This window comes from Chthoniobacterales bacterium (genome assembly GCA_039930045.1).
In the GTDB taxonomy this organism is placed as follows: domain Bacteria; phylum Verrucomicrobiota; class Verrucomicrobiia; order Chthoniobacterales; family DASVRZ01; genus DASVRZ01.
The window spans coordinates 1-23,119 of sequence record JBDSQB010000005.1; the positions used below are offsets into that span (position 1 = coordinate 1).

Genomic DNA, 23,119 nt, shown 5'->3' on the forward strand with positions numbered 1-23,119 from the left:
GGCCCGACCACGTTCGGGCTGTTCAGTTGCTCCAAGACCACCAACGAGATGAACTATCTGGCGCAGAAGTTCGCGCGGACGGTGGTGGGCAGCAACAACATCGATAGCTGCAACCGCACCTGACACGCTCCCAGCGTCGTCGGTCTGGCGACGGTCTTTGGAATGGGCGGCGGCACCACCTCCTACCGGGAGATGGAGGAGACGGATCTCGTCATCCTCTGGGGGAGCAATGCCCGCGACGCGCATCCGATTTTCTTCCACCACGTGCTGAAGGGGATCCGCAACGGCGCGAAGCTCTACGTCGTGGATCCGCGGACGAGCTCGTCCGCCCAGTGGGCGGTCCCCGGGAACGGGCACCTGCAGCTCCACGTCGGCACGGACATCCCGCTGGCCAACGCCATGGCCCGGGAGATCCTGGCGGCGGGCCTCGAGAACCGCAGCTTCATCGAGCACGCGACCAGCGGCTTCGCGGAGCTCCGCCGCCACCTCGAGCCCTGGACGCTGGAGCGCGCCGAGGCCGTCACCGGCGTGCCCGCGGCACAGATCCGCGAGCTGGCTCATGCCTACGCCCGCGCCGATCGCGCCGTGATCTGCTGGACGCTCGGCATCACCGAGCACCACAACGCGGTGGACAACGTCCGCGCGCTGATCAATCTCAGCCTGCTCACCGGCCACGTCGGGCGCTACGGCTCCGGCGTCGCCCCCCTGCGCGGACAGAACAACGTCCAGGGCGGTGGCGACATGGGCGCCCTGCCCGACCGGCTGCCCGGCTTCCAGCATGTCGAGAACGACGAGCTGCGGGCGAATTTCGAGCGCGTCTGGGGCGTGCCCGTGCCGCCCCGGCGCGGCTGGCACCTCTCCGACATGTTCGAGGCCATGGAGCGCGGCGAGCTGACGGCCCTCTACGTGATCGGCGAGAACCCGGCCAACTCCGAGGCGGACCAGCACCGCACCATCGAGCGGCTGCGCGGCCTCGAGACCCTGGTGGTGCAGGACATGATCTTCACCGCCACCGCCGAGCTGGCGGACGTGGTGCTGCCGGCGGCCGCCGGCTGGTGCGAATCCGAGGGGACGGTGACCAACAGCGAGCGCCGCGTCCAGCGGGTGCGCCGGGCGGTGCCGCCGCCGCCAGGCGTTCTCGACGATCTCGAGATCCTCTGCGAGCTCGCCCGCCGTATGGGCCGCGACCTCGGCAACCCGACGGCCGAAGAGCTGTGGGACGAGCTGCGCACGCTTTCGCCGGTGCACACCGGCATGTCCTACGCGCGGCTGGAGGCGGAGCAGGGGTTGCAGTGGCCCTGCTACGACGAGTCTCACCCCGGCGAGATGTACCTGCACGGCCGGCTCTGGCAGCGGCCGGTCGTGGGGCCGCGGGCGCCCTTCGCCTGTGCGGATCACTCGCCGCCAGTCGATGAGCTGACCGACGAGTTCCCTCTCCGCCTGACCACCGGCCGGCATCTGGATTCCTACAACACCGGCGTGCAGACCGGCTTCTATGCCTCGCCGAACCGCCGGCCCGCCGGGATCGATCTCCATCCTGAGGACGGCCGGCGGCTGGGCATCGCCGCCGGGGATCTGGTGCGCGTGATCTCGCGCCGCGGCGCGGTGGTCGCCCCGGCGCGCTTCGATGCCGGACTGCGGCCCGGGCTCGCCTTCATGACCCTCCACTTCCCCGAGCAGGTGGCGACCAATGAGTTGACGATCGACGCCGTCGATCCGCTCTCCGGAACCTCGGAGTTCAAGGCGACGGCGGTGCGGATCGAGCCGGTGGGCCAGCCGGCTCTGGTCTAGACGGACGACACGAATGGACCTGCACTTCACCGCTGACGTAGCCGACCCGGAGGAGATGGAGGCCGTCGATCTCTGTCTTGCGGGTCTTTCCGTGGATCTCCCTTCGAACGCCGGCGGCCGCCGGCAGTATCTGATCCCGGTCCTGCACGCTATCCAGGACCGCAAGGGGTGGATCAGCCCGGGGGCGCTCAACTACGCCTGCTTCCGGCTGCAGGTGCCCCCCGCCGAGGCGTTCGGCGTCGCCGATTTCTACGCCCTGTTCCAGACCCGGCCGCACCCGCCGGTGACCGTGCACGTCTGCGACGACATCGCCTGCCGGACGCGCGGGGCCGAGGAGCTCTGCGCCGAGGTCGAGGCGATGCTCGGCCCCCAGGGGGAGAGCCGGGACGGCCACGCCACCTGGCACCGCAGCCCCTGCCTCGGCCTCTGCGAGCGGGCGCCGGCGGCGCTCGTGGTGGCGGCCGGCAGCCCGCCGCGCGACCGCCATGATCGGGACATTGCGCCGGCCACCAGCGGCGACATCCTGACCGCCGTGGTGGGCGCGCCCGTGCCGCAGCCGGACCTCGCGGTCTCCGTGCCGCAGATGGGACAACCGGGCCTGAAGCTGCTCGCCCGCGTCGGCCGGGTGGATCCCACCAGTCTCGACGACTACCGCGCCGCCGGCGGCTTCCACGCCCTGCGCCGCGCCTTCGAGATGGGCCCCGCGGCGGTGGTCAAGGAGGTCGTCGAGGCCAAGCTCGTGGGGCGCGGCGGCGCCGCCTTCCCCACGGGAGTGAAGTGGCAGGGGGCGCGCTCGACGGCGCTGCCGCGCTACCTGATCTGCAACGCCGACGAGTCCGAGCCCGGCACTTTTAAGGATCGCTACATTCTGCATCAAGACCCGCATCAGCTTCTCGAAGGGATGCTCATCTCGTGCTGGGCACTGAATGTTCACCTCGCCTACCTCTACATTCGCGGGGAATTTCCCGAGGCGGCCAAGATTGCGGAAAAGGCCATCGAAGAGGCACGCGCCAAGGGTTTCCTCGGCAAAAACATCCTCGGCACTGGCTTCGACGTGGAGATTTACGTGCATCGCGGCGCGGGTGCTTACATTTGTGGCGAAGAAACCGGCCTCATCGAATCGCTCGAAGGAAAGCGCGCTTACCCGCGCATCAAGCCGCCGTATTTTCCGGCGGTGTTAGGTCTTTATCAGTGCCCGACGATTGTTAACAACGTCGAAACGCTCTGCCACGTGAAGCACATCGTGCGCATGGGCGGCGCGGAATACGCCAAAATCGGTCGCCCCAATAACACTGGAACTCGCATCGTCTGCGTTAGCGGCGACGTGGTGAAGCCGGGTTACTTTGAAATCGAAGTCGGCTCGATCACGTTCGGCGAACTCATCAACGACTTCTGCGGCGGCATGAAACCCGGTCGCAAACTGAAGGGCGTCATCCCCGGTGGCAGCTCAGCGAAGGTTCTTCGCGCAGGCGAAAAATACAAAATCAAAGAAAAAGCCGCCGACGGTTCGATGGTGGACAAAGAGATCGGGCTCGAAGACATCCGGCTCGACTTCGACTCGCTCGCCGCCGTTGGCTCGATGGCCGGCTCGGGCGGCGTGATCGTGATGGACGACACCCGCGACATGGTTTGGGTGCTGAACAACATCAATAATTTCTACGCCCACGAGAGCTGCGGCCAATGCACGCCGTGCCGCGAAGGCAGTCTCTGGATGAAAAAAATCACCGACCGCATCGTCGCTGGTGGTGGCGTGGACACCGATCCCGCGGTGCTGAAAAACGTCGCCGACAACATCGCGGGCAAGACGATTTGCGCGTTTGGCGAGGCGTGCAGTTGGCCGACGCAGAGCTTCCTCGCGAAGTTTCCCGAGGAGTTTTCGACGAAATCGCTCAAGCCGCTTCCACCGCCCATGCCGCCGGAATACACGTCAGAGGAAATCATCGAACACGACCAGATTCCGACCAAGCTCGGCGCTCGTGGAGCGGGTTTGATGGCGGTGGACGCCAGCAAATAACGCCTAACTGGAGGCAGTTTTTCGTCCGAAGTCCAGGGCTTCTCGGACGGTTTCGATCAGCGCTTGCGGACGATACGGTTTCGGCAGAAAAGTAATGCCGTCACTCAGTTCCAGTCCGGATTTCAGTAATTCCTGACTGTAACCGCTCGAATAAATCACTGGCAACTGCGGGTGCGTGAGCCGAATTTTTTCTGCCACATCGCGACCGGATAATTTCCCGGGCATGACCATGTCGGTGAGCAGGAGTCCGATTTGACTCTGGTGTTGTTCCCAGACTTCGAGCGCCTCGGCGCCGGTCGTGGCCTCCAGGACGATGTAACCCAAGTCTTCCAACACGCGCTTGGCGAGAGTGCGGACAAATTCCTCGTCCTCCGCCAGGAGAATCGTCTCTTTTCCACCGCGTAAATCGTCGGCGTTCGAGGCACCCTGGCCTGTCGCCGCCTCGGTCGTCGCCGGGATGAGCACAGTGAAAGTCGTGCCTTTTCCGACTTCGCTTTCGACCTCCATCCAGCCGTTGTGCTGCTGGACGATGCCGTAAACCGTGGCCAGGCCGAGTCCGGTTCCGGAGCCGACTTCCTTCGTCGTGTAAAACGGCTCGAAAATATGGGCGAGATGCTCGGGATCGATCCCGGTGCCTGTGTCGGTGACGCTGAGCCAGACGCTGCGACCGGGTTTGGCCCCAATCTTGAGTTGGGAATGGGCACCGTCGATCACGCAGGTGCCGGTTTTGATGACGATCTGACCGCCACTCGGCATCGCGTCGCGGGCGTTGACCACAAGATTCATGAGCACTTGCTCAATCATCCCGCCATCGGCCTGGACGTTGGGCAGGGCAGGGGCGAGTTCCATTTCAATGGTGACATTTTCGCCGACCATGCGGCGGAGCATTTTTACGATTTCCTCGATGATCGCATTGATGCGAACCGGCTGCGGCTGGAAAAGCTGGCGCCGCGAAAACGTGAGCAACTGGCGAGTCAACTGCGCCGCGCGTTCGCCCGCCATGGCGATCTGGAGGAGCGAATCGCGCTGCGGACCCGAGATGGGGAATTGCATGAGACTCAGCTCGGCGTGGCCGGTGATGACCGTGAGCAGATTATTGAAATCGTGGGCCACACCGCCGGCGAGCTGGCCGATGGCCTCCATTTTTTGAGAGTGCCGAAGCTGGTGTTCGAGCGATTCGTGGTCGCGCTTCAGGAGCGTCTCGCGCTCTTTTTGCCGGTAGCTGTCGCAGAGGACGCCCGCCTGTTGCACGAGCATCTCCATTTGCGATTGCTCTCCTGTGGAATAACCCTCGGGGCGATTGGCCAGCGCAATCATGCCGACGACCTCGGCGCCGCGCAGAATCGGGACGCCGAGATAGGTGTTGAGCGGCGGATGACCCTCTGGCAGGAGATTCGGTTGGCCGGATGCCATCGGCTCGTTGGTGATGAGGACTTTTCCAGAATGAATCACCTCCCCGAAGAGGTTGTCGCACTTGGTGAACGCCAGATAACCTTTTTCGTTGAAGCTGGCCTCCATCATTTGTGTGAACGCCGGCGAGGCTTCGGGGTGGTTCATCATTCCCTCGTGGGCGAGGACGCGGAGTTCCTTGCGATCGTCGGTGAGCACGGCGATAAACCCGTAACTGCTTCGGGTTTGATCCAAGGCACAGCGCAGCAGCCGTCCGAGCGCCTTGCTCCAATCGCCGAGGGCCAGGAACACTTCGAGCGATTCACTGACGGCAGTGAGCAGCTCGGACTTCGTTTGCAGCGCGATCTGCGCCCGGCGGCGTTCGGTGATGTCGCGGTTGACCCCGGTCATGCGCACGGCCCGCCGGTTTTCGCCTTCGCCGGCAAATACCACCCGGCCATGGCAGGCGATCCAGTGGATCGAGCCATCCGGCCAGATCACGCGAAACTCAGTTTTATAGATACCGTCCGCACTTTCGCGGGCTGCCTGGGATTCCATCTGGACGCGTTTCCGGTCGTCGGGATGAATGCATTCGAGGGTGTACTCCGGGTCCGACATCTCCGCCTGCAAGCCAAATTGTTGACGCGCCCGCTGGTCCCAAGTCGTGGTGCGGGTGTCCATCGCCGTGTCCCAAGTGCCGAGTTGGGCGGCATCGAGGGCGATGCGCAGGCGGTCCTCGCTAAGATGCAACTGCGCTGCCCCACTCTTGGAGAGCTCGTAATTTTTCCGGCGCAAGTCCAGTTTCACCATCACCATGCGACTCAGCACCTGCAGCGTCTGCTGTTGCATGGGTGTGAGCGTGCGCGGCTCGTAATCCATCACGCAAATCGTCCCGAGACTGACTCCCTCCGGTGCGACGAGGGGGACTCCGGCGTAGAAACGCATCGGGCGCTGCGCCTTGGTCAGCGGATGATCGCGGAACCGCTCGTCCTCCTGCAGATCGGGAACGATGAACAACTCATCTTGGAGAATCGCATGGGCGCAGAGCGACTCGGCTCGCGGCGTTTTCAGAGGCGAATAATTGACGCGCGACTTAAACCACTGCAGATCTTCGCCCACGAGGCTGATCAAAGCGATCGGAGTGTCGCAAATTTGCGCAGCCATCTGGGTGAGTTCGTCATAGGCCTCCTCCGGCTCGGAATCCATCACAGCATAACTTTGCAACACCTCGAGACGGCGTTTTTCATTGGGGGAAAGCTCGGCTTGCATGAGTTAGAAACCAGAAACTGGGGCAAGATTTGGCAGATCCGGCATCAGGCTTCCAGCAATAGTTTGGAAAAGCAGCAGGTAAAGTGCCGCATATGATGTTCCCGCCCATCTTAATGCAGCGCGACTGGTTAGCGACCCAATCATTTCCAAGGAACCGCGCAAATTCACTTCCCAAATTTCCCCGCATCCGCCATGTTCCACCCGAACTTTTTACAATGAGCACCGCCACCGAAACTGCACCGCCACCCGTGACCCTCCTCAACGTCCAGATCGACGGCGTCTGGCATAAGATCGCCAAGGGCACCCGCGTCATCGAAGCCTGCTCGCAGGCGGGAAAATTCATCCCGCGCTACTGCTACCACCCGAAACTCAGCTCTCCTGGCAACTGCCGCATGTGTCTCGTCGAAATGGGCATGCCGAAGATGACACCCGAGCGCAAAATCGAACTCGGCGAGGACGGTTTCCCGGTCATTAACTGGATTCCGCGTCCGCAAATCTCCTGCGCCCAGGACGTTGCGGAAGGCATGGGAGTTAGAACCGATTCACCGATGGTCCAGGAATGCCGCAAGGGCGTCATGGAATTTCTCCTCATCAACCACCCGCTCGATTGCCCGATCTGCGACCAGGCCGGTGAATGCCGCCTCCAGGAATTTAGCGTGGAATACGGCCAGAGCAGCTCCCGTTTCCTCGAGCACAAAGTCAAAAAACCGAAAAACGTCCAGCTCGGGCCGCGCGTTACCCTCGACGACGAACGCTGCATCCTCTGCTCCCGCTGCATTCGCTTCATGAAAGAAGTCGCGAATGACGACGTCCTCGGCTTCACCGACCGCGGCAGCCACACCACCCTGAGCTGCCATCCCGACAAGGTACTCGACTCGAATTATTCCCTGAACACCGTCGATCTTTGCCCCGTCGGTGCGCTCACCAACACCGATTTTCGCTTCAAAATGCGCGTCTGGTTCCTCAAGGAAACCAAAACTATTGACGTCAATTGCGCCACCGGCTCCAACATCATCATCGGCGCTCGTGAAAACCAGATTTACCGCATCACCCCTCGTGAAAACAACGACGTGAACCAAAACTGGCTGCCCGACAGCCACCGGCTCAACTTCAAATACATTCACCGCGACGACCGTCTGCTCCACCCGCAGACCGTCCAGAAAGGCGCGCTCGCCAACACCACCTGGGCCGACGCCATTTCCACCGCCGCAACGCAGTTGAAGTCGATTGAGTCCGGAAAAATCGCCCTCATCGCCAGTGGCCGCATGACCAACGAAGAACTCTTCCTCGCCAGGCGCCTCGCCGACGCCCTCGGCATCAAAGCCATCGACATCCTGCCGCGCACCGGCGAGCCCGACGGCATCCTCATCGCCGCCGACCGCAACCCGAACACCGCCGGGGCGAAACTCCTCGGCCTCACCGGCGAAAGACCCGGTGCCCGCCTCCAGGCCATCGCCGAGGGCGTGAGATCCAGCGCCATCGAGGGCCTCATCCTCCTCGGGGAAAACGCCGTCGCCATCGGATTGGCAGAATCCGATCTAACTCGACTGAAAACTTTGGTCGTCCTCGACATTTTGCCCAATGCCTCCACGAAACACGCCAGCATCGTGTTGCCAGGGGCCAGTTTCGCCGAGAAACGCGGCTCCATGATCAACGGAAAAAACCGCCTGCAACGCCTCAACCAGGCCATCCAGACCCCCGGCCTCGCCCACGACGATTGGCAAATCCTCCGCGACCTCATTCAGGCGATCACCGGGTATAATGGCATCTACACCATCGAGGAAGTCTTCTCGCAGATGGCATCGAAAGTCCCCGCCTTCACCGGTCGCAGCCTCAGCAAGATCGGCGACCTCGGCGTGCAGCTTTAAAGAAAACGTCTCGGGGCATCGCGCAAGAATGACCCCGAACCGAAATCGATTGAGAGCGCCCGAAAATTGATTCAGAGAGGTCTAAAATCGAGTCAGAGCAGCCTAAAATTGACTGAGAGGGGCCGAAAATTCAGTCAGAGGAGACAAAAATCGACTCAGAGCAGCCTAAAATCGAGTCAGAGGGCGCTAAAATCGAGCCAGAGACGGTGAAAATTGACTGAGAGATGCCAAGGTTTGACTGAGAGGATTTCAAAATTAAGTCAGAGAGACTTAAAATTGACTTAGAGACGCCTAGAATTGACTAAGAGACGCCTCAATTTCGTTCGGAGATCGCTAAATTCGACCAAGAGAGCGTAGTCGCACAGACCCATTAGGGTCGGCCTATCTATAGCGGATCTATTTCCGGTTCGAATCAGGTCCGTAGGACCGGCATGTCCCTGATAACCGGGAAATTCATGCCGCACCTACGGCGCTCATGCGTCTTCTCCAGCGTTGGTTCTATAGATATTAGGCTCCCATGGAGCCATGGGACTCGATGCGTGCGACTTTCGATAGGTTCTCTGATTCGCCTCTAATTCCCCACTTCCGCGAGGTAATGGACCGTCACCGGCAGGGCTACATTGGGACTGAGGCTGGTATGGACGGGGCAGGACATCGCCACCTTTTCCAACGTGCGCTCCGGGTCCGCGGAAAGCGGCAGCGGGAGCCACATCTCCGTCTCCAGCTTCGCGATGCGGCGTGGCGCGACGGCACTCATTTCCTTTTTCACCGTGATCCGCAGCCCGGTGAGATCAATCTTTTTGCGGCGGGCATAAATATCCATCGTCGTCGCCACGCAGGTGCCGAGCGCCGTGGCGATGAGGTCCGTCGGGGAGAAACTTTCGCCTTTTCCCTGGTTATCGACCGGAGCGTCGGTGGTGAGAACAGTGCCCGAGGGCCCGTGTGTCGCGGTGCAATGCAGCCCGCCTTCGTAGGAAATATCGATTTGAACCATGCCCGACAGTCTGACACCCAGCATCCCCAACGCACGCTCTAAAGCGCGAGAGCTGAAAGTAGGGGAGCACACGCGAGTCGCGTGCGCTCCCCGGAGCCTGCTCGCCTCTCGCCCGCCCATGGGAGTTGCGTTTTTCTCAGGCTGAATAAAGTGACCGTCCATTTTGAAGGCGCTGATATTTGATTACGACGGTTTGGTGGTGGATTCCGAATACCCGGAATACCTCTCGTGGAAGGAAGTTTACGCCGGCTACAACGTGGAATTGACCGAGCAGGTCTGGACCTCCGCCGTCGGCTCGGTGAACGCATTTGACCCCAAGTCCACTCTGGAACGCTCCACCGGACTCGCATTCGACTGGGTGGAAATCAACCTCGAGCGCCGCAGAAAACTCACGGAGCGTCAGTTGCGGCAGACAATTCTGCCCGGCGTTCGGGAGCTGATGGAACGGGGTCGCGCCGAGGGCTGGCGCATCGGAGTCGCGAGCAATTCGACTTTCATCTGGGTCGATGAGGGACTGAAGAGGCTCGGGTTGCGCGACTATGTCGAGGCGTTGCGAACGGTCGATCAAGTGACCTCGCCAAAGCCGCACCCGGAGGTGTATCTGCGCGTGCTGGCGGATCTCGGCGCGACGGCAGGCGAGTCGCTGGCGTTTGAGGATTCGCAACCCGGAATCACCGCCGCGAAAGCCGCCGGGCTGACCGTGATCGCCGTTCCATCGGCTCTGACGAGGCACCAGGATTTATCGCTGGCCGACAGGCAGGTGGGGAGTCTGGCGGAGTTTGAGCTGCCTCTGGCGAAACGGAATGGCACGGCGGCTGCTAAATAGAAATCAACCCATTTACACCTTATGCGCTGGTCAATTTTCCTCACTCTCGTTCTCTGTTTCAGTCCGCTGGCCGGCTACGCGGCGGGTGAAAATACGTCGGTCGCCCGGGGCGAGTTGGATCGCAATCTCCTGGCCCGCCTCGTGGTGGAGGAGACGAATCGTTTTCGCATGAGCCAGGGACGGGAGGCGCTGACGATGTGCCCGCCGTTAAACATGGCCGCGCAAGGTCACGCCCAGGCGATGGCCGAGGAGAAGTTTTTTGCCCATCGCAACCCGAATGACGCAGGTCAGAGGACGCTCACCGACCGGATTCGTGGCGTGGGTTTGGAGACGAAGGCGTATGCGGAAAACATCGCGCTGACGTATTCGGTGGATTTCCGCGACATGCAGGCCTGGTCGAAAAGCCGGCACCAAACGCCCGCTCCAGCCGCCCTCGAATACACCTATCGCGCCCTCGCCAAAAGCGTGGTCCAGCAATGGGTTAACTCCCGCGGCCATCGCCAAAACATGCTCGGCAGACCGTATTCCCAGATCGGGCTCGGGTTTGCCACGGCGCAGGATAGCCGCGGGTTTGAGCGGGTCTATTGCGTGCAGACTTTCTGCGCTCCGATCTAGGTCGGACCCATTTGGAATATTGCACGAGGGAGCTTGCCTTGACTGCGGGCGGGTGAAAAAATTACGGGCTCAACTCGTCTCATTTGGCTCCCAAGGTTTATCAATTCACGCTGCCGCGACTCGTCCAAAGCGTCTGCTTTTGGACCGGCTGGACGCTGATCCGGGCCATCCTGCTCTGCTGTGTGCGGGTGCGCCGGGTGGGGAAATTTCCCGCCGATCTGCCCGGTGGATTCATCCTCGCGACGAATCATAACAGCCATCTCGACGCGCATATTTTGGGCGGCCTGATTCCACGCAAAGTGGACTGGCTGTCGCGTGTGGAATTTTTCCAGCATCCGCTCTGGGCTTTTTTGCTGCACGCGGTGAGTGCGATCCCAATCCACCGTCAGGGCGTGCCGGTGCGGGCGATCCGGACGGCGATCCGGACGTTGAAGGCTGGCGGCAACATTGGGATTTGTCCCGAGGGCGAGGTGCGCGATGGCGCGGACAGCGTGATCCATGGCGGCCAACTGAAGAAGGGAGTCGGGTTGTTATCTCGCCGGACCGGTGCGCCCGTGGTGCCCTGCGTGATTTTGGGCGTGCAAGCCCTCTGCCGCGTCGAGCCCTGGCTGCCCGCGCGCCGGGGTGAAGTCTGGATGAATGTGGGGCAGCCGATTTATCCGCGACTCGACTTGCCAGCCAAGGAGGCCCGCGAGGTTCTTTGTCTAGAATTAGAAGCTCAATTTTGCGAATTATACCGCCAAATCTGCCAATGCCATCCGGCCGCCGGGAAATAAATCGTCTCCGCTTCAAATAATTTTTCAAAAAATCTGGCTGAGTCGTTTTCGGCAAACCAGCCGGTTTTCCCTCGTGAAAACGAGTTGGATTCGATTCAGGTAGCCGCCGCCGCAGCGAAGCACGAACATTTTTCGCCCTCATTGCCTTTCTCAAATCTGATGTGGCCTGCCTCCTGCTTTAGAAGACCGTATGGCACAACTTTCAGCCCCCAATACACAGCGCATCACCGTGCGCATCGTTCTTCAGCCCAAGTTTGCTGAGCAGGCCGCGAGCAAGCCGACCATCCTCGTCATTGAGGACGAGCCCGTCCTTCTCTCACTCGCCCGCATGGTGTTGGAAAACTCGGGTTATCACGTTTTGGAAGCGTCGTCCGGCGACGAGGCGCTCGCGCTCTGGAAGCAAAAGAAGGACACCGTCGATCTGGTTTTGACCGACATGATCATGCCTGGCAGCCTCTCCGGCACGCAAGTCGCCCAGATGATGCGCGCGGATAATCCCACTCTCCAGGTGATTTACAGCAGCGGCTACAGCATGGATTCGATGGTCGATTCCACGGGCGATTCCGACCCCAAGTCTTATCTGCCGAAGCCTTACGTGCCCTCGACCTTGATCAAGGCGATCAAGACCAAACTCGAGACGCCCAAATCCTGATTTTCTCCGCGGCGCGTGATAGACTGCGCGCGTGCCTGAAATTCCCTGCCCGACATTCGATCTCGCGAAGACGCTGGAGTCGGGGCAGGTCTTCCACTGGTTTCGCGACGGCGACACATTTTCCGGCCTGATCGGACGCGAACTCGTCACGCTGCGTCAGTCGGGCGACGTCCTCGATATCACTGAAGGTCGCCCGGAAACCGTCGCGCGGTATTTCGCGCTCGATCATCCGCTGCTGGAAATCGAGGGAACTTTTCCGACGGATACCCCGATGACGGCGGCGGTGGAATTTTGTCGCGGACTCCGCATTTTGCGTCAGGAACCGTGGGAATGCCTCGCGACTTTCATCACCTCGGCACTGAAACAAGTGCCGCACATCCGGCAAATCTCGCTCGACCTGCGCCGCCGTTACGGAGAAAAAATCACAGGCGAGTTCCATGCGTATCCAGAGCCCGCCGCCTTGGCGGACGCTGGGGAAGCCGCCCTGCGCGAGTCGCGCCTGGGCTTCCGGGCGAAGAATCTAGCCGGAGCCGCCCGCATGATTGCGGATGGAGAAATCGACTTGGAAAGCCTGCGCTCGCTGCCCACGGCGGAGTTGCGCCGGGAACTGTGCCGATTGCCCGGGGTGGGGGAGAAAGTGGCAAACTGCGTGCTGCTTTTCGCCTACGAACGATTGGAGGCATTTCCCATCGATGTGTGGATCGAGCGCGTTTTGCGGGAGTTGTATTTCGCGAAAAAGCGAAAAGTGACTTCGCAGCGACTGCGCCATTTCTCCGCGACTCACTTCGGGCCGTATGCCGGTTACGCGCAGCAATATCTGTTTCATCACGCCCGGCTGACCATGAAAAAACGTCCATCGAAATGAAAGTCGCCGCTGTCCTCACGCCCGCCGAAATCGACCAATTGCCCAAGTCGGATCTAACTCGAATCACCGCCGTCGTCTTCGATGTTTTGCGGGCGACCTCGACCATGACGACCGCCCTGGAGTCGGGTGCGAGTGCGATCTATCCGGCGAAGGACATCGCCGAGGCGCACGCTTTTCGGGCGAAATATCCGCACGCGCTGCTCGGCGGCGAACGGCATGGGGAGAAAATCGAAGGCTTCGACCTGGGCAATTCTCCCCTCGAATACCGTGACCTCGCGGGCCGGGAAATCATCAGCACCACGACCAACGGCACCATCGCCCTGCGCGCCGTGGCTCATGCGCAAACGGTGATCGCTGGTGCGCTCTTGAATATCCGCGCTGTCGCCAACTATCTGGCGACGCATCCGCCGGAAGAGTTGCTGCTCGTTTGCGCGGGCACGGGTCGCGATTTTGCCATCGAGGACGGACTCGCCGCCGGCGCGCTGCTGAGCGAGCTGACATTCGACTTCCATTCCGATGACGCCGCAAAAATGCTCCTCGCGCTTTGGCGTTCGCACGCCAGCGATCCGTTTGCCGCGCTGGCCGACTCGCGAAACGGGCGCCGCCTGATCGAACGCGGCCGCAGCGCCGAAGTCGAATGGTGCTCGCAAGTAAGCGTTTGCGCAACGGCCGGCATCCTGTCTGGCGAGGCGTTGCGCCCGTGACAAAGCAGTTCGTTTCTGTATCCTGTCGCTCGCATGGAGAAGTCGGCCCACTCGAAAAAAAAGGTGACGCTCGCTGTGCTGGCGTCGATTTTTTTTCATCTGCTGCTGCTCTTCTCTTTCGCATTTTGGATGGAGTTAAAGGCGAATCAGCCGCCGGTCCCGCTGCCGAAGGAAAAACCGGTCGAGCTGACGATTCTGCCCGACGTGGAGCCGACCATCGCCGTCGCTCCCACGCCGCCGCCGGAGCGGGAGACGATTCGCACCGATCAGTTTCAAGACGCCCCGACACCGCCGCCCGATGCCCAGTTTGATTCGGATCGCGACACGGCTGCCGGTGGCAACAAACCCGGTGCCGGTCCCGCGAACATGCCGAACGTCGATGGCCGTGTCGCGGGCGACATGACGTTGCAAGATCAGGACGTCATTTTGGGCAAACCGAGCACATCCAGTTCCTCTTCCCAAGCTGCAAAAGAACCTAACTCGACTCCGCAGCCGACGCCGCCCAAAGCTGAGGCCACGCCGCGTCCGACCGCCACGCCCACGCCCGAGCCGCTGCCGGAAGATGCCATTGCCCTCGGCCGCGCCACGCCGACTCCGGCGGAACTCCCCGCGCCGAAACCTGCCGACAGCGGCGGAGGGCAATATCAGCCCCAAACCCGTGCGACTCGCATCGAGGGCAGTCTTTCCAATCGTGGTCGTCCGTCCATGGCGACGCGTGGAACGCCGCTCGGCCGTTACCTGCGCCAGGTAGAAAACGCCATCGGCTCGCGCTGGTATTTTTACATCAAACGCGACGCCGCCTTCGTCTCTCCGGGCGCGGTGCGGATCATCTTCACGATTGATCGCTCCGGCAAGGCGGGCAACCTGCGCGTCCTCGCCAACACGGCGAACGAAAGTTTTGCATCCACCTGCACGCAATCTATTGTGGATGCCGAGTTTCCGCCGATCCCCGACGAGGTGGCCAGTACTCTTTACACGCAGCGCCTTGAGCTTCCTTTCACCTTCACGATTTACTAGATTTTCCACGGAATGACCACGCACCACTTTCTCGCATTTTCCCTCGAATCGGCCTTTCACCTGGTCAAACAGGGCGGGTTTTTCATGATCCTGCTCATCATTTGCTCGGTCGCGTCATTTGCGGTGATCGGGCTGCGGGCGTTTGCCTTGCGTCGGAGCGCGGTGCTGCCGTCGATCATCGAAAACGAAATCCAGCGCCTGCAACCCGGCGACAATCCGCAGCGCATCTCGCGCTTGGTGAAAGGCGATCCAGCGGCCTTGGCTCGAGTCGCGGTCGTGGCGCTCGATCATTTGAAATGGCCCAAGTCGGAGAACGTCGAGGCCGTGCAAACGCGGGCGCGCCATGAAATCGTCCGGCTCGAAGCGGGCCTCGTCGTGCTGGAAATCGTCGTCGGCATTTCACCCTTACTCGGATTGCTCGGAGCCGTCTCCGGGCTCGTGCATGTGTTTTCCAACATCGGAACCGGCGCCACTTCCACGGGAGATCTGAGTGGCATAGCGTCGGGCATTTCCGAGGCATTGAGCACCACGATTGTCGGTCTCGGGATTGCGGTTCCGAGTCTGGTGGCGTTCTCTTATTTCTCCCGCAAGATCGAAAACATGTCGGTCGAAATGGAGTCGATCATCGCCGAATTGCTCGGGAAATGTTACTCGCAAAAACCCCGGCTCGGTCTCACTGAACCTCGTAAATCTGTCGGACCCACACCCGGTTTGGACGATCCATCATGAGATTCTACGCCCGCAAAAAGCGGATGCCAGTCATCATCATCGTCTCGCTGATCGATATTTTCGCGATCTTGCTGATGTTTTTTATCGTGACGACCACGTTCAAGTCGAAGCAGTCGGAACTCACGATCAACCTGCCCGAATCCAAGCAAGCTCGAGAGGCGGCGAACCCGACCGATCCGCTTCTGCTGGCGATCACTGCCGAGGAAAAGATGCAACTCGACGAGCGGCCCATCGCTTCGCTGCAAGAGCTGACCGCCGCCATTCGTGAGCGGAATCCAAGTCGCCCGCTGGCGTTGCGCGCGGACAAAAAAGCGTCCTTCGGATTCATCCTTAAAGTCATGGACGCCCTCAAGGAAGCTGGGATAAAAAATCTCCCCGCCTTCACTCAAACCCAGGAAAAATAGAAATGGTCCTCCCGATTGTTAAATATGGACATCCCGTGCTCCGCGCCAAAGGCAAGGAAGTCCACGAAGTCACCCCGGCTATCCGCAAGCTGGCGCAGGACATGTTGGAAACGATGGTCGCTGCCGAGGGTGTCGGTCTGGCCGCGCAACAAATCGGGCAGGCAATTCAATTAACCGTTATTGACGTGCATGATTCCGAGGAACGGCCGAGTTCCATGCATATCGCCGGCAAACCGGTGAAACTGGCCGATCACATGCCGTTGGTTTTGCTGAATCCAAAACTGGAATTCACCAAAGAAACCGAGTCGGGCCAGGAAGGCTGCCTCAGTTTTCCAGAGATGAGCGCCAGCATCACGCGTCCCGCCGGAGTGAGCGTGACGGCCAAGGGCTTGGACGGGCAGGAAATCCGTTTTTCGGCGACTGGATTGTTGGCGCGCGCGGTGCAGCACGAGACGGATCATTTGCATGGCGTCCTCTTTATCGACCGGATGTCGTCTGCCAGCCGTGCAAGTCTGGCCGGCAAGCTCAAGCGACTGCAACGCGCCTGAACTGTCACTCTCGCGTCTATTTCTGCGACAACGTGTCGCGGAATCATTCATTTCCTAGGCGACAATGACCCAAAAGGAGAACGATTTCGCCTCTGTGAAAGATTTTTGAACGTCGTGGCATCGCCCTTGCTCTAAGTAACGTAACAGTTAACAACGAACCCGTTATGAAAAACACTCGATCCACCAAAAAAAGCTACTCGCTCGGCGACCTCATCGTAGCCGTCACATCCTGCTCGAAGAACAGCCGCGAAGCTGCCGCTGCCATTTCCGATCTGCTCGAAAGCGGTCGTGTTCGCCTCGCCACCAACGGACGTCGCACACGCTCGAAAGTCTGCTAAGACACAAAATCAGCAAAGACGGTCTTTTGCTGATTTTTTCCTTTCTATGGCTCTGCAGAACCGGGATTCTGCTTGGCTGTGATTGACCGTTATTCCACTTCCCGTATGCGCGACCTCTGGGCTGAGGAGCGCAAATTTTCCTTCTGGCTCGAAATCGAAACCCTTGCTTGTGAGGGTATGGCCGCCATAGGCCAGATTCCCGCTTCCGACGCCGCTGAGATCCGCGCCAAAGGCCGTTTTGATCTCGCGGAGATTCTCGAAATCGAAAAGCGTACTAACCACGACGTCATCGCGTTTCTGGAAAACGTCGCCTCCTATGTCGGGCCATCCGCCCGCTGGATTCATCAGGGGCTGACCTCGTCCGACATTCTCGACACCACGCTCGCGGCTCAGATGCTGCAATCGTGCGATTTTCTCCTCGAAGCGCTAAGCAAACTACGCGTCGTCATCGCCAAACGCGCCCTGGAGTTCAAGGACACTCCGATGATCGGCCGCAGCCACGGCATCCATGCGGAGCCGATTACGTTCGGACTCAAACTCGCGCTGATGCACGATGAATTTGGCCGCTCCATTGAGCGTCTCGAACAAACCCGCGAACGTGTCCGCGTCGGCAAACTCAGCGGTGCCGTCGGCACCCACGCGCACCTCGATCCGCGTGTGGAAACCTATGTTTGCGAAAAAATGGGGCTCAAAGCCGCCACGCTTTCCACCCAAGTCGTCCAACGCGACCGCCACGCCGAGTTCATGACCACGCTTGCGCTGATCGCGTCGAGCATTGACCGTTGGGCCACGGAATTTCGCCATTTGCAGCGCACCGAAGTTCTCGAAGCCGAGGAATATTTCAGCCCCGGTCAGAAGGGCAGTTCCGCCATGCCGCACAAGCGCAACCCGATCACCGGCGAACGTCTTTCCGGTCTCGCCCGCGTCATTCGAGGCAATGCCGTCGCCGCTCTCGAAAACGTAGCCCTCTGGCACGAGCGCGACATTTCCCACAGCAGCGTCGAGCGCATCATCCTGCCCGATTCCTGCAATTTGCTCGACTACATGCTGCTCAAACTCACCTCGCTCGTGGAAAAATTGCTCGTTTATCCCGACAACATGGATCGCAATCTGCGCATCACAAAAGGCCTCTATTTTTCCCAAAGCGTGTTGCTGGAACTGACCAAAAAAGGCCTCGACCGCAAGGCCGCCTACGAAGCCGTGCAACGCGCCGCGATGAAGACCTGGCAGGGAACCGTGAGCCTGCAGGACAACCTCGAAGCCGAGCCCGAGATCAGCCGGGTCATGACGCGTCAGGAAATCGACGACGTCTGCTCGCTCGACCGGCATTTCGCCCACAACGATGCGACTTTCAAAGCATTGGGACTCGAATGAAAGGTATGCGGCACCTCCTCATTCTCGCCTTCGTTTTTCTCGCTGTCCTCGGTGGTTGCAAACGCCAGCCAGCTCCGAAAAAAACTGAGCCAAGTCCGACTCCGATCGCAACTCCCGCTGCAACGCCGACGCCGTCGCCCACGGCCACGCCGACTCCGGTTTCCATCGCGAACAAAGATGCGCGACTCATCGTCCTTTGCTATCACCGCTTTGAGGATCGGCCAAAGGATTCCCTCGCCATCAAGCCCTCGGAATTCGAGGCGCAAATGGCCGAGCTGAAGGCGAATAACATCACCGTCATCGGCATGCAGGATTTTCTCGCCTGGCGTCGCAATGAAAAGGCGATGCCAGTCAAGGCAGCGGTCATCACCATCGACGACGGCTACCTCTCCGGCTACAAAGTCGCCTGGCCCATACTTAAGAAATTTGGCTTCCCATTTACGATGTTCGTTTACACGAACTACATCAAAGGCGGCCCGAACTCTGGCGGACAATCCATGTCGTGGGAGCAGCTCGCGGAAATGCGCGACGCGGGCGTGGACATCCAGAGTCACACCGTTTCTCACGCCGATTTACGGATGAAAAAAGCCCACCCGGCCGACTACGACAAATGGCTCGACTCCGAACTCGGCGACTCCAAGCGCATCATCGAAAACCAGCTCGGCATCCAAGTCAAAGCGCTCGCGTATCCTTACGGATTGCACAATGAAATCGTGCGCGCAGCCGGTCTGAAGGCCGGTTACGAGGCACTCTTCACCGTCTATGGACAAACCATCGGCTGGGGCGTTCCCGCCGAGACGATTGGCAGGTACGCCATTGAATCGACGCACCCGCAGATCTTCGCGACCGCGATCAAATTCCAAGGTGGCCCGGTGCAGGCGGCGACGGCAGATGCTCCCGTGCAGGCCCAGGTTCCATCCATGATCACCGAGCCGCAAAATGGCTCGACCATCAACGAGGCTTTGCCGCTCGTTCGCGCCAATCTCGCCACCATGGGCGAACTTGATCCGACTTCCATCGAAATGTGGATCAGCGGCTTCGGACTCGTCCCGTCGGTTTACGATCCGGCGACGAAAATGGTCAGCTACCAGATTACCCGCAAACTCCACCCGGATTTTTACAAGGTGATCGTTTCCGGCCGCGTGAAGGGCAAAAAAGTCGAAACCCAGTGGAGTTTCACCTACGCGAAGTAGGCTTTAGCCTTCGATGACGTTGATCTCGAGCGGCTCGACTTTGATTCCAGTCTGCTCGAGCCACTGAATCGCCTCGGCGATTTTGGTGCGTTCGCCTTCGACTTCCAATGACATCACGCCCGCATCGTGGCTGACCGAGGCCTGGCGGATATTCGTGATCAAGCCGAAGCGCGTGACCAATTCATAGACGATCGGCTGCGTGACCAGGTCACCCGGGAAATCGAGCCAGAAACGTTTTTTTTCGGTGGCCATAATCTAACCTCCTGCAATCGCGGGAACGATACTGATTTCGTCGCCCTCTTTGACGGCGGTCTCATTTTCCTGGAGAAAACGGATGTCCTCGTCGTTGAGATAGACGTTCACAAAGCGGCGGATTTTTCCAGCCTCGTCGCAGATGCGCTCCTTCAAGCCGGGGAAATTCGACTCCAAGTCGTCGAGCAAAGCCTGCACGGTGGCACCTTCGGCCTGGACGACTTCCTGTTCATTGGTCAGACGGCGAAGGGGTGTGGGAATACGGATGTTAGTGGGCATGTTGAGTGAATTTAGCGGGTGGCGAGTTCTTTGCCAATAAGTTCATCGAACTCGCGGAGTGACGGATTGATGAGGCGCGGTTCGCCGCATTTTCCAATGATGGCTTCCTGAGTTTTGAGGCCGTGGCCGGTGATGCAAAGCACGGCGCTCTCGCTGGCTGGAATCTTGCCGCTGGCGATGAGTTTCTTCGCACAAGCGACAGTCACGCCACCGGCGGTTTCGGCGAAAATACCCGTCATTTCGGCGAGCAGTTTGATGCCCTCGACGACTTCCGCGTCGGTGCAATCCTCGGCGCTGCCTCCAGTTTCCCTCATGGATTTGATCGCGTAATACCCGTCCGCCGGAGTGCCGATGGCGAGGGATTTCACGATGGTGTCGGGCTTCGCCACGGGTTTGACGATGTCGGAATTGATCTTCATTGCCGCCGAGATTGGACCGCAACCCGCCGCCTGCGCGCCGTGAATGGAATACGGCGTTTCGTCGATGATTCCAAGCTGGATGAATTCCTTGTAAGCCTTGTGGATCTTCGTGAGGAGCGAGCCGCTGGCCATTGGCGCGACGGTGTGACGCGGTAATTTCCAGCCGAGTTGCTCAGCGATCTCGAAGCCCATCGACTTCGATCCCTCGGCGTAATAAGGGCGCAAATTCACGTTCACAAAACCCCAGCCGTATTTGCCGGCGATCTCGGAGCATAGGCGGTTCACTTGGTCGTAGGCACCGTGAATGCCGATGACATTGGTGCCGTAAACGAGCGACCCGAGCACTTTTCCCTGCTCCAGATCGGCAGGAATGAGGACGTAACTTTCCAGCCCGGCGGACGCGGCGTTGGCGGCCACGGAGTTGGCCAGATTGCCCGTGGAAGCGCAGGCGACGATCTTGAATCCGAGTTCCTTGGCGCGGCTGAGTGCGACGGAAACCACGCGATCCTTGAAGGACAAGGTCGGATAATTAACGGTGTCGTTCTTGATGTATAACTCCTTGATGCCGAGCGCCTTGGCGAGACGCGGCGCGGAAACGAGCGGCGTAAACCCCACTTGTTCGCCGACAGTCGGGAGCCCGTCAATCGGGAGCAACTCCCGGTAGCGCCACATGGATTGCGGGCGAGATTCAATGACTTGCCGGTTGAGGACTTTGCCGATTGCCTCGTAGTCGTAAGCGGCTTCGAGCGGGCCGAAATCGTATTCGCAAATGTGGATTGCCTGCTTCGGATAAAGCCGTCCGCACTCGCGACATTTCAGGTTGGAGAAATAAGATGTGGTTTCCATGGAATTCGTATTTTCACCTCATCGAGAGCGACCCCGGCAGCGCGAGAATTCGAGAGACGATGAGACGAAAAAACCGGAAAGTTTCGCAACGGAAAGTCTTGGCAGACAGGCGGACTAGGATTTTTCCCTCATCTTCTCCCGGAAAACTTACGTTCACCGGAACTGGATTTGGCACCCGGTCCTTTTCTCCTGAAATAAATCAGAAAATCAGCGGTTGCCGTGACTTCATCGGGCCAGTCCCTCAGTCACTCTGGATAAGAGTTGCGTGGACCATAATGCAAAGCTCCGGCGCGTCAAAATTTATTTCCGCGAGCGGACCTTCAATTCAATGGCTGCCGTTCTTCGGGTTCGAAAACAATCCGTCGCTCATCAGGGCGAGAGATTTTTGCAGGCGCGAAATATCCACGGGTTTCGTCAGGTGATCGGCAAAACCAGCCTCGCGGCTGCGTTCGATGTCCTCGGGCATGCCGTAACCGCTGAGCGCGATCCCCGCAACGGGACGTCCGGAGGCAGATTCGAGAAACGGCGGCATGAGGTCGAGACCACGGCCGTCGGGGAGTCCGATGTCACTCACGAGCACATCGAACTCAGACTCTCGCATGGTTTTTAGAGCCTGAGCGACCGTCTCGGCGGCTTGGACTTGATGGCCGCGCTTGACCAGGAGTCGTTTCAAAATCATCGCCGTGTCACCGTGATCCTCGACGAGGAGAATCCGCAAGGGAGCCGCCGCTTGGGTCGGGGTGGGGGAGTCGGTTTTGAGCGGAGTTTGAGCCGAATGGGAGAGGGGAAGTTGCACCGTGAACAGGCTGCCCGTATTTTCGCCGCTGCTGCTCGCCTCAATGGTGCCGCCGTGCATTTCAGCGAGCGCACGGCAGATTGCCAGACCTAGGCCGAGACCTTGGGATTGATTGCCGTGAACTTGCTCGAAGGCGTCGAAAATTTTCCCCACGCGATCCTCCGAAATACCGATGCCGGAATCTTGGAACGAGACACGGATGGTGCCCTGACTCGCCTCTGTGGTGAGATGAATGGTGCCGCCGGCGGGGGTGAATTTGATGGCGTTGTTGATCAGGTTCCAAAAAATCTGCTGCAAGCGCGCCGGATCGGCCTGCAACCGGGTGTCGCTCGCATTGAAATCGATCTGGAGCGTGAGCTCGCGCAGCTTGATCTCGGGTTCGCAAATTTGCACCGCGCGGCGCAGGAGATCGTGAACCTCGACGTCCTCCATGTGGAGTTGGAGCTTGCCATTGCGAATGCGGGCGAGATCGAGCAAATCGTCGATCAACCGCGCCTCGAGCTGCACATTGCGCCGAATGGTTTCAATCATTTCGCGGATGTTTGGCGGGCAGCCTTCCTCCTCGATCAAGGCGACTGCGTGCAGAACAGGCGAGAGCGGCGTCCGCAGCTCATGGGAAAGCATCGCGAGAAAACGATCCTTCGCGCTGTTGGCGGCCTCGGCCTCGGCCCGGGCAGCCTCGGCGTCGATGCGCCGGGCGCGGTCGTCGGCATTTTTGAGAAGCTCCTCGTTCTTGATCGCAAGTTCCTCGTTGGCGGCGACGAGCGCGGTGGTTTTGCGAAAAAGATCCACGAAAACGCCGATCTTCGAGCGCACAATCGCAGGGTTCACCGGCTTGGTAATGTAATCCACCGCACCCGCGCCGTAGCCGAGAACGATGTGCTCGTCCTCGTAATAATGCGCCGTGAGAAACAGAATCGGGATGTGCTGCGTTTTCTTTCGCTGCTTGATGAGCTGGGCGAGTTCGATGCCGCTCATGTCGGGCATTTTTACGTCCATTACGATGGCTGCGCACTCCTCGTTCATCAGCGTCATCAGCGTCTCGTCGGCAGTCGTCGCCTTGATCAACCGATATTCTGGAGAATCCAGAATCGTCTCCAGAACCATCAGGTTCTTGAGGTCATCATCGACGAGAAGAATGTTTACAGGGCTGGCCATCGC

General features: G+C 59.8%; 22 protein-coding genes, 1 pseudogene and 1 riboswitch. Of the genes and pseudogenes, 17 read left to right on the top strand and 6 right to left on the bottom strand.

Going from position 1 to position 23,119, the window contains the following annotated elements; all coding sequences use genetic code 11:
* The 3 genes and pseudogenes from ABIT76_04560 to nuoF form a co-directional block, all read left to right on the top strand.
* Positions 1-1,791: molybdopterin-dependent oxidoreductase (locus ABIT76_04560; GenBank protein MEO7932413.1), on the top strand; the 1,791-nt coding region annotated here is incomplete at its 5' end.
* Between the two features lie 55 nt (positions 1,792-1,846).
* A pseudogene (locus ABIT76_04565) lies at positions 1,847-2,233 on the top strand (NAD(P)H-dependent oxidoreductase subunit E).
* 141 nt (positions 2,234-2,374) lie between these two features.
* Positions 2,375-3,805, top strand: coding sequence for an NADH-quinone oxidoreductase subunit NuoF (gene nuoF / locus ABIT76_04570; protein ID MEO7932414.1), 1,431 nt, complete (start codon positions 2,375-2,377; stop codon positions 3,803-3,805).
* 3 nt (positions 3,806-3,808) lie between these two features.
* On the opposite strand, the gene ABIT76_04575 is transcribed toward nuoF, so the two are convergent.
* Positions 3,809-6,463 (bottom strand): GAF domain-containing protein, encoded by a 2,655-nt coding sequence (locus tag ABIT76_04575; GenBank protein ID MEO7932415.1) that lies wholly within the window; start codon positions 6,461-6,463, stop codon positions 3,809-3,811.
* Between the two features lie 215 nt (positions 6,464-6,678).
* Here ABIT76_04575 and ABIT76_04580 point away from each other — a divergent pair, with 215 nt between their 5' ends.
* On the top strand, positions 6,679-8,331 hold the full coding sequence (locus tag ABIT76_04580) for a molybdopterin-dependent oxidoreductase (protein ID MEO7932416.1): 1,653 nt from the start codon (positions 6,679-6,681) through the stop codon (positions 8,329-8,331).
* 571 nt (positions 8,332-8,902) lie between these two features.
* Here the strand turns inward: ABIT76_04580 and ABIT76_04585 are convergent.
* Positions 8,903-9,325 (bottom strand): OsmC family protein, encoded by a 423-nt coding sequence (locus tag ABIT76_04585; protein MEO7932417.1) that lies wholly within the window; start codon positions 9,323-9,325, stop codon positions 8,903-8,905.
* Positions 9,326-9,488: 163 nt separating this feature from the next.
* On the opposite strand from ABIT76_04585, the gene ABIT76_04590 reads away from it, so the two are divergent.
* The 13 genes from ABIT76_04590 (at position 9,489) to ABIT76_04650 (ending at position 19,366) form a co-directional block, all read left to right on the top strand.
* The gene (locus ABIT76_04590; protein MEO7932418.1) at positions 9,489-10,151 is read left to right on the top strand and encodes an HAD-IA family hydrolase; all 663 of its coding nucleotides are present in this window, start codon (positions 9,489-9,491) and stop codon (positions 10,149-10,151) included.
* Between the two features lie 21 nt (positions 10,152-10,172).
* Entirely contained in the window at positions 10,173-10,766 is a 594-nt protein-coding gene (locus ABIT76_04595; GenBank protein MEO7932419.1) for a CAP domain-containing protein, read from the top strand.
* Between the two features lie 83 nt (positions 10,767-10,849).
* Positions 10,850-11,542 (top strand): lysophospholipid acyltransferase family protein, encoded by a 693-nt coding sequence (locus ABIT76_04600; GenBank protein ID MEO7932420.1) that lies wholly within the window; start codon positions 10,850-10,852, stop codon positions 11,540-11,542.
* Between the two features lie 190 nt (positions 11,543-11,732).
* Entirely contained in the window at positions 11,733-12,194 is a 462-nt protein-coding gene (locus tag ABIT76_04605; protein ID MEO7932421.1) for a response regulator, read from the top strand.
* Positions 12,195-12,225: 31 nt separating this feature from the next.
* Positions 12,226-13,059: a DNA glycosylase gene (locus tag ABIT76_04610; GenBank protein ID MEO7932422.1), complete on the top strand. Its 834-nt coding sequence runs from the start codon at positions 12,226-12,228 to the stop codon at positions 13,057-13,059.
* The gene (locus tag ABIT76_04615; GenBank protein MEO7932423.1) at positions 13,056-13,763 is read left to right on the top strand and encodes a 2-phosphosulfolactate phosphatase; all 708 of its coding nucleotides are present in this window, start codon (positions 13,056-13,058) and stop codon (positions 13,761-13,763) included. Before ABIT76_04610 ends, ABIT76_04615 begins: the two co-directional genes overlap by 4 nt.
* Positions 13,764-13,796: 33 nt before the next feature.
* Positions 13,797-14,780 carry a hypothetical protein gene (locus ABIT76_04620; GenBank protein ID MEO7932424.1) on the top strand — a complete coding sequence of 328 codons (984 nt, stop codon included), beginning with the start codon at positions 13,797-13,799 and terminating at the stop codon, positions 14,778-14,780.
* A gap of 12 nt (positions 14,781-14,792) precedes the next feature.
* The gene (locus tag ABIT76_04625) at positions 14,793-15,509 is read left to right on the top strand and encodes a MotA/TolQ/ExbB proton channel family protein (protein MEO7932425.1); all 717 of its coding nucleotides are present in this window, start codon (positions 14,793-14,795) and stop codon (positions 15,507-15,509) included.
* Entirely contained in the window at positions 15,506-15,913 is a 408-nt protein-coding gene (locus ABIT76_04630; GenBank protein ID MEO7932426.1) for a biopolymer transporter ExbD, read from the top strand. The genes ABIT76_04625 and ABIT76_04630 overlap by 4 nt, the downstream gene beginning before the upstream one ends.
* Positions 15,914-15,915: 2 nt before the next feature.
* Positions 15,916-16,461 (top strand): peptide deformylase, encoded by a 546-nt coding sequence (gene def, locus ABIT76_04635; GenBank protein MEO7932427.1) that lies wholly within the window; start codon positions 15,916-15,918, stop codon positions 16,459-16,461.
* 164 nt (positions 16,462-16,625) lie between these two features.
* Entirely contained in the window at positions 16,626-16,799 is a 174-nt protein-coding gene (locus ABIT76_04640; GenBank protein ID MEO7932428.1) for a hypothetical protein, read from the top strand.
* A 78-nt stretch (positions 16,800-16,877) separates the two neighbouring features.
* Complete coding sequence (gene purB / locus ABIT76_04645) at positions 16,878-18,173, top strand: adenylosuccinate lyase (GenBank protein ID MEO7932429.1); 1,296 nt, start codon at positions 16,878-16,880, stop codon at positions 18,171-18,173.
* A 5-nt stretch (positions 18,174-18,178) separates the two neighbouring features.
* A complete protein-coding gene (locus ABIT76_04650; GenBank protein ID MEO7932430.1) occupies positions 18,179-19,366 on the top strand; it encodes a polysaccharide deacetylase family protein in 1,188 nt (395 codons plus the stop codon).
* Between the two features lie 3 nt (positions 19,367-19,369).
* Here the strand turns inward: ABIT76_04650 and ABIT76_04655 are convergent, their stop codons facing one another.
* From ABIT76_04655 to ABIT76_04670, 4 genes are all read right to left on the bottom strand, one after another.
* Complete coding sequence (locus ABIT76_04655) at positions 19,370-19,618, bottom strand: NIL domain-containing protein (protein MEO7932431.1); 249 nt, start codon at positions 19,616-19,618, stop codon at positions 19,370-19,372.
* A gap of 3 nt (positions 19,619-19,621) precedes the next feature.
* Positions 19,622-19,897 carry a ubiquitin-like small modifier protein 1 gene (locus ABIT76_04660; GenBank protein ID MEO7932432.1) on the bottom strand — a complete coding sequence of 92 codons (276 nt, stop codon included), beginning with the start codon at positions 19,895-19,897 and terminating at the stop codon, positions 19,622-19,624.
* A gap of 11 nt (positions 19,898-19,908) precedes the next feature.
* Complete coding sequence (thrC, locus tag ABIT76_04665; protein MEO7932433.1) at positions 19,909-21,162, bottom strand: threonine synthase; 1,254 nt, start codon at positions 21,160-21,162, stop codon at positions 19,909-19,911.
* A 125-nt stretch (positions 21,163-21,287) separates the two neighbouring features.
* Positions 21,288-21,423, bottom strand: a riboswitch (SAM riboswitch).
* Between the two features lie 64 nt (positions 21,424-21,487).
* Complete coding sequence (locus ABIT76_04670) at positions 21,488-23,116, bottom strand: response regulator (protein ID MEO7932434.1); 1,629 nt, start codon at positions 23,114-23,116, stop codon at positions 21,488-21,490.
* Positions 23,117-23,119: the final 3 nt, after the last annotated feature.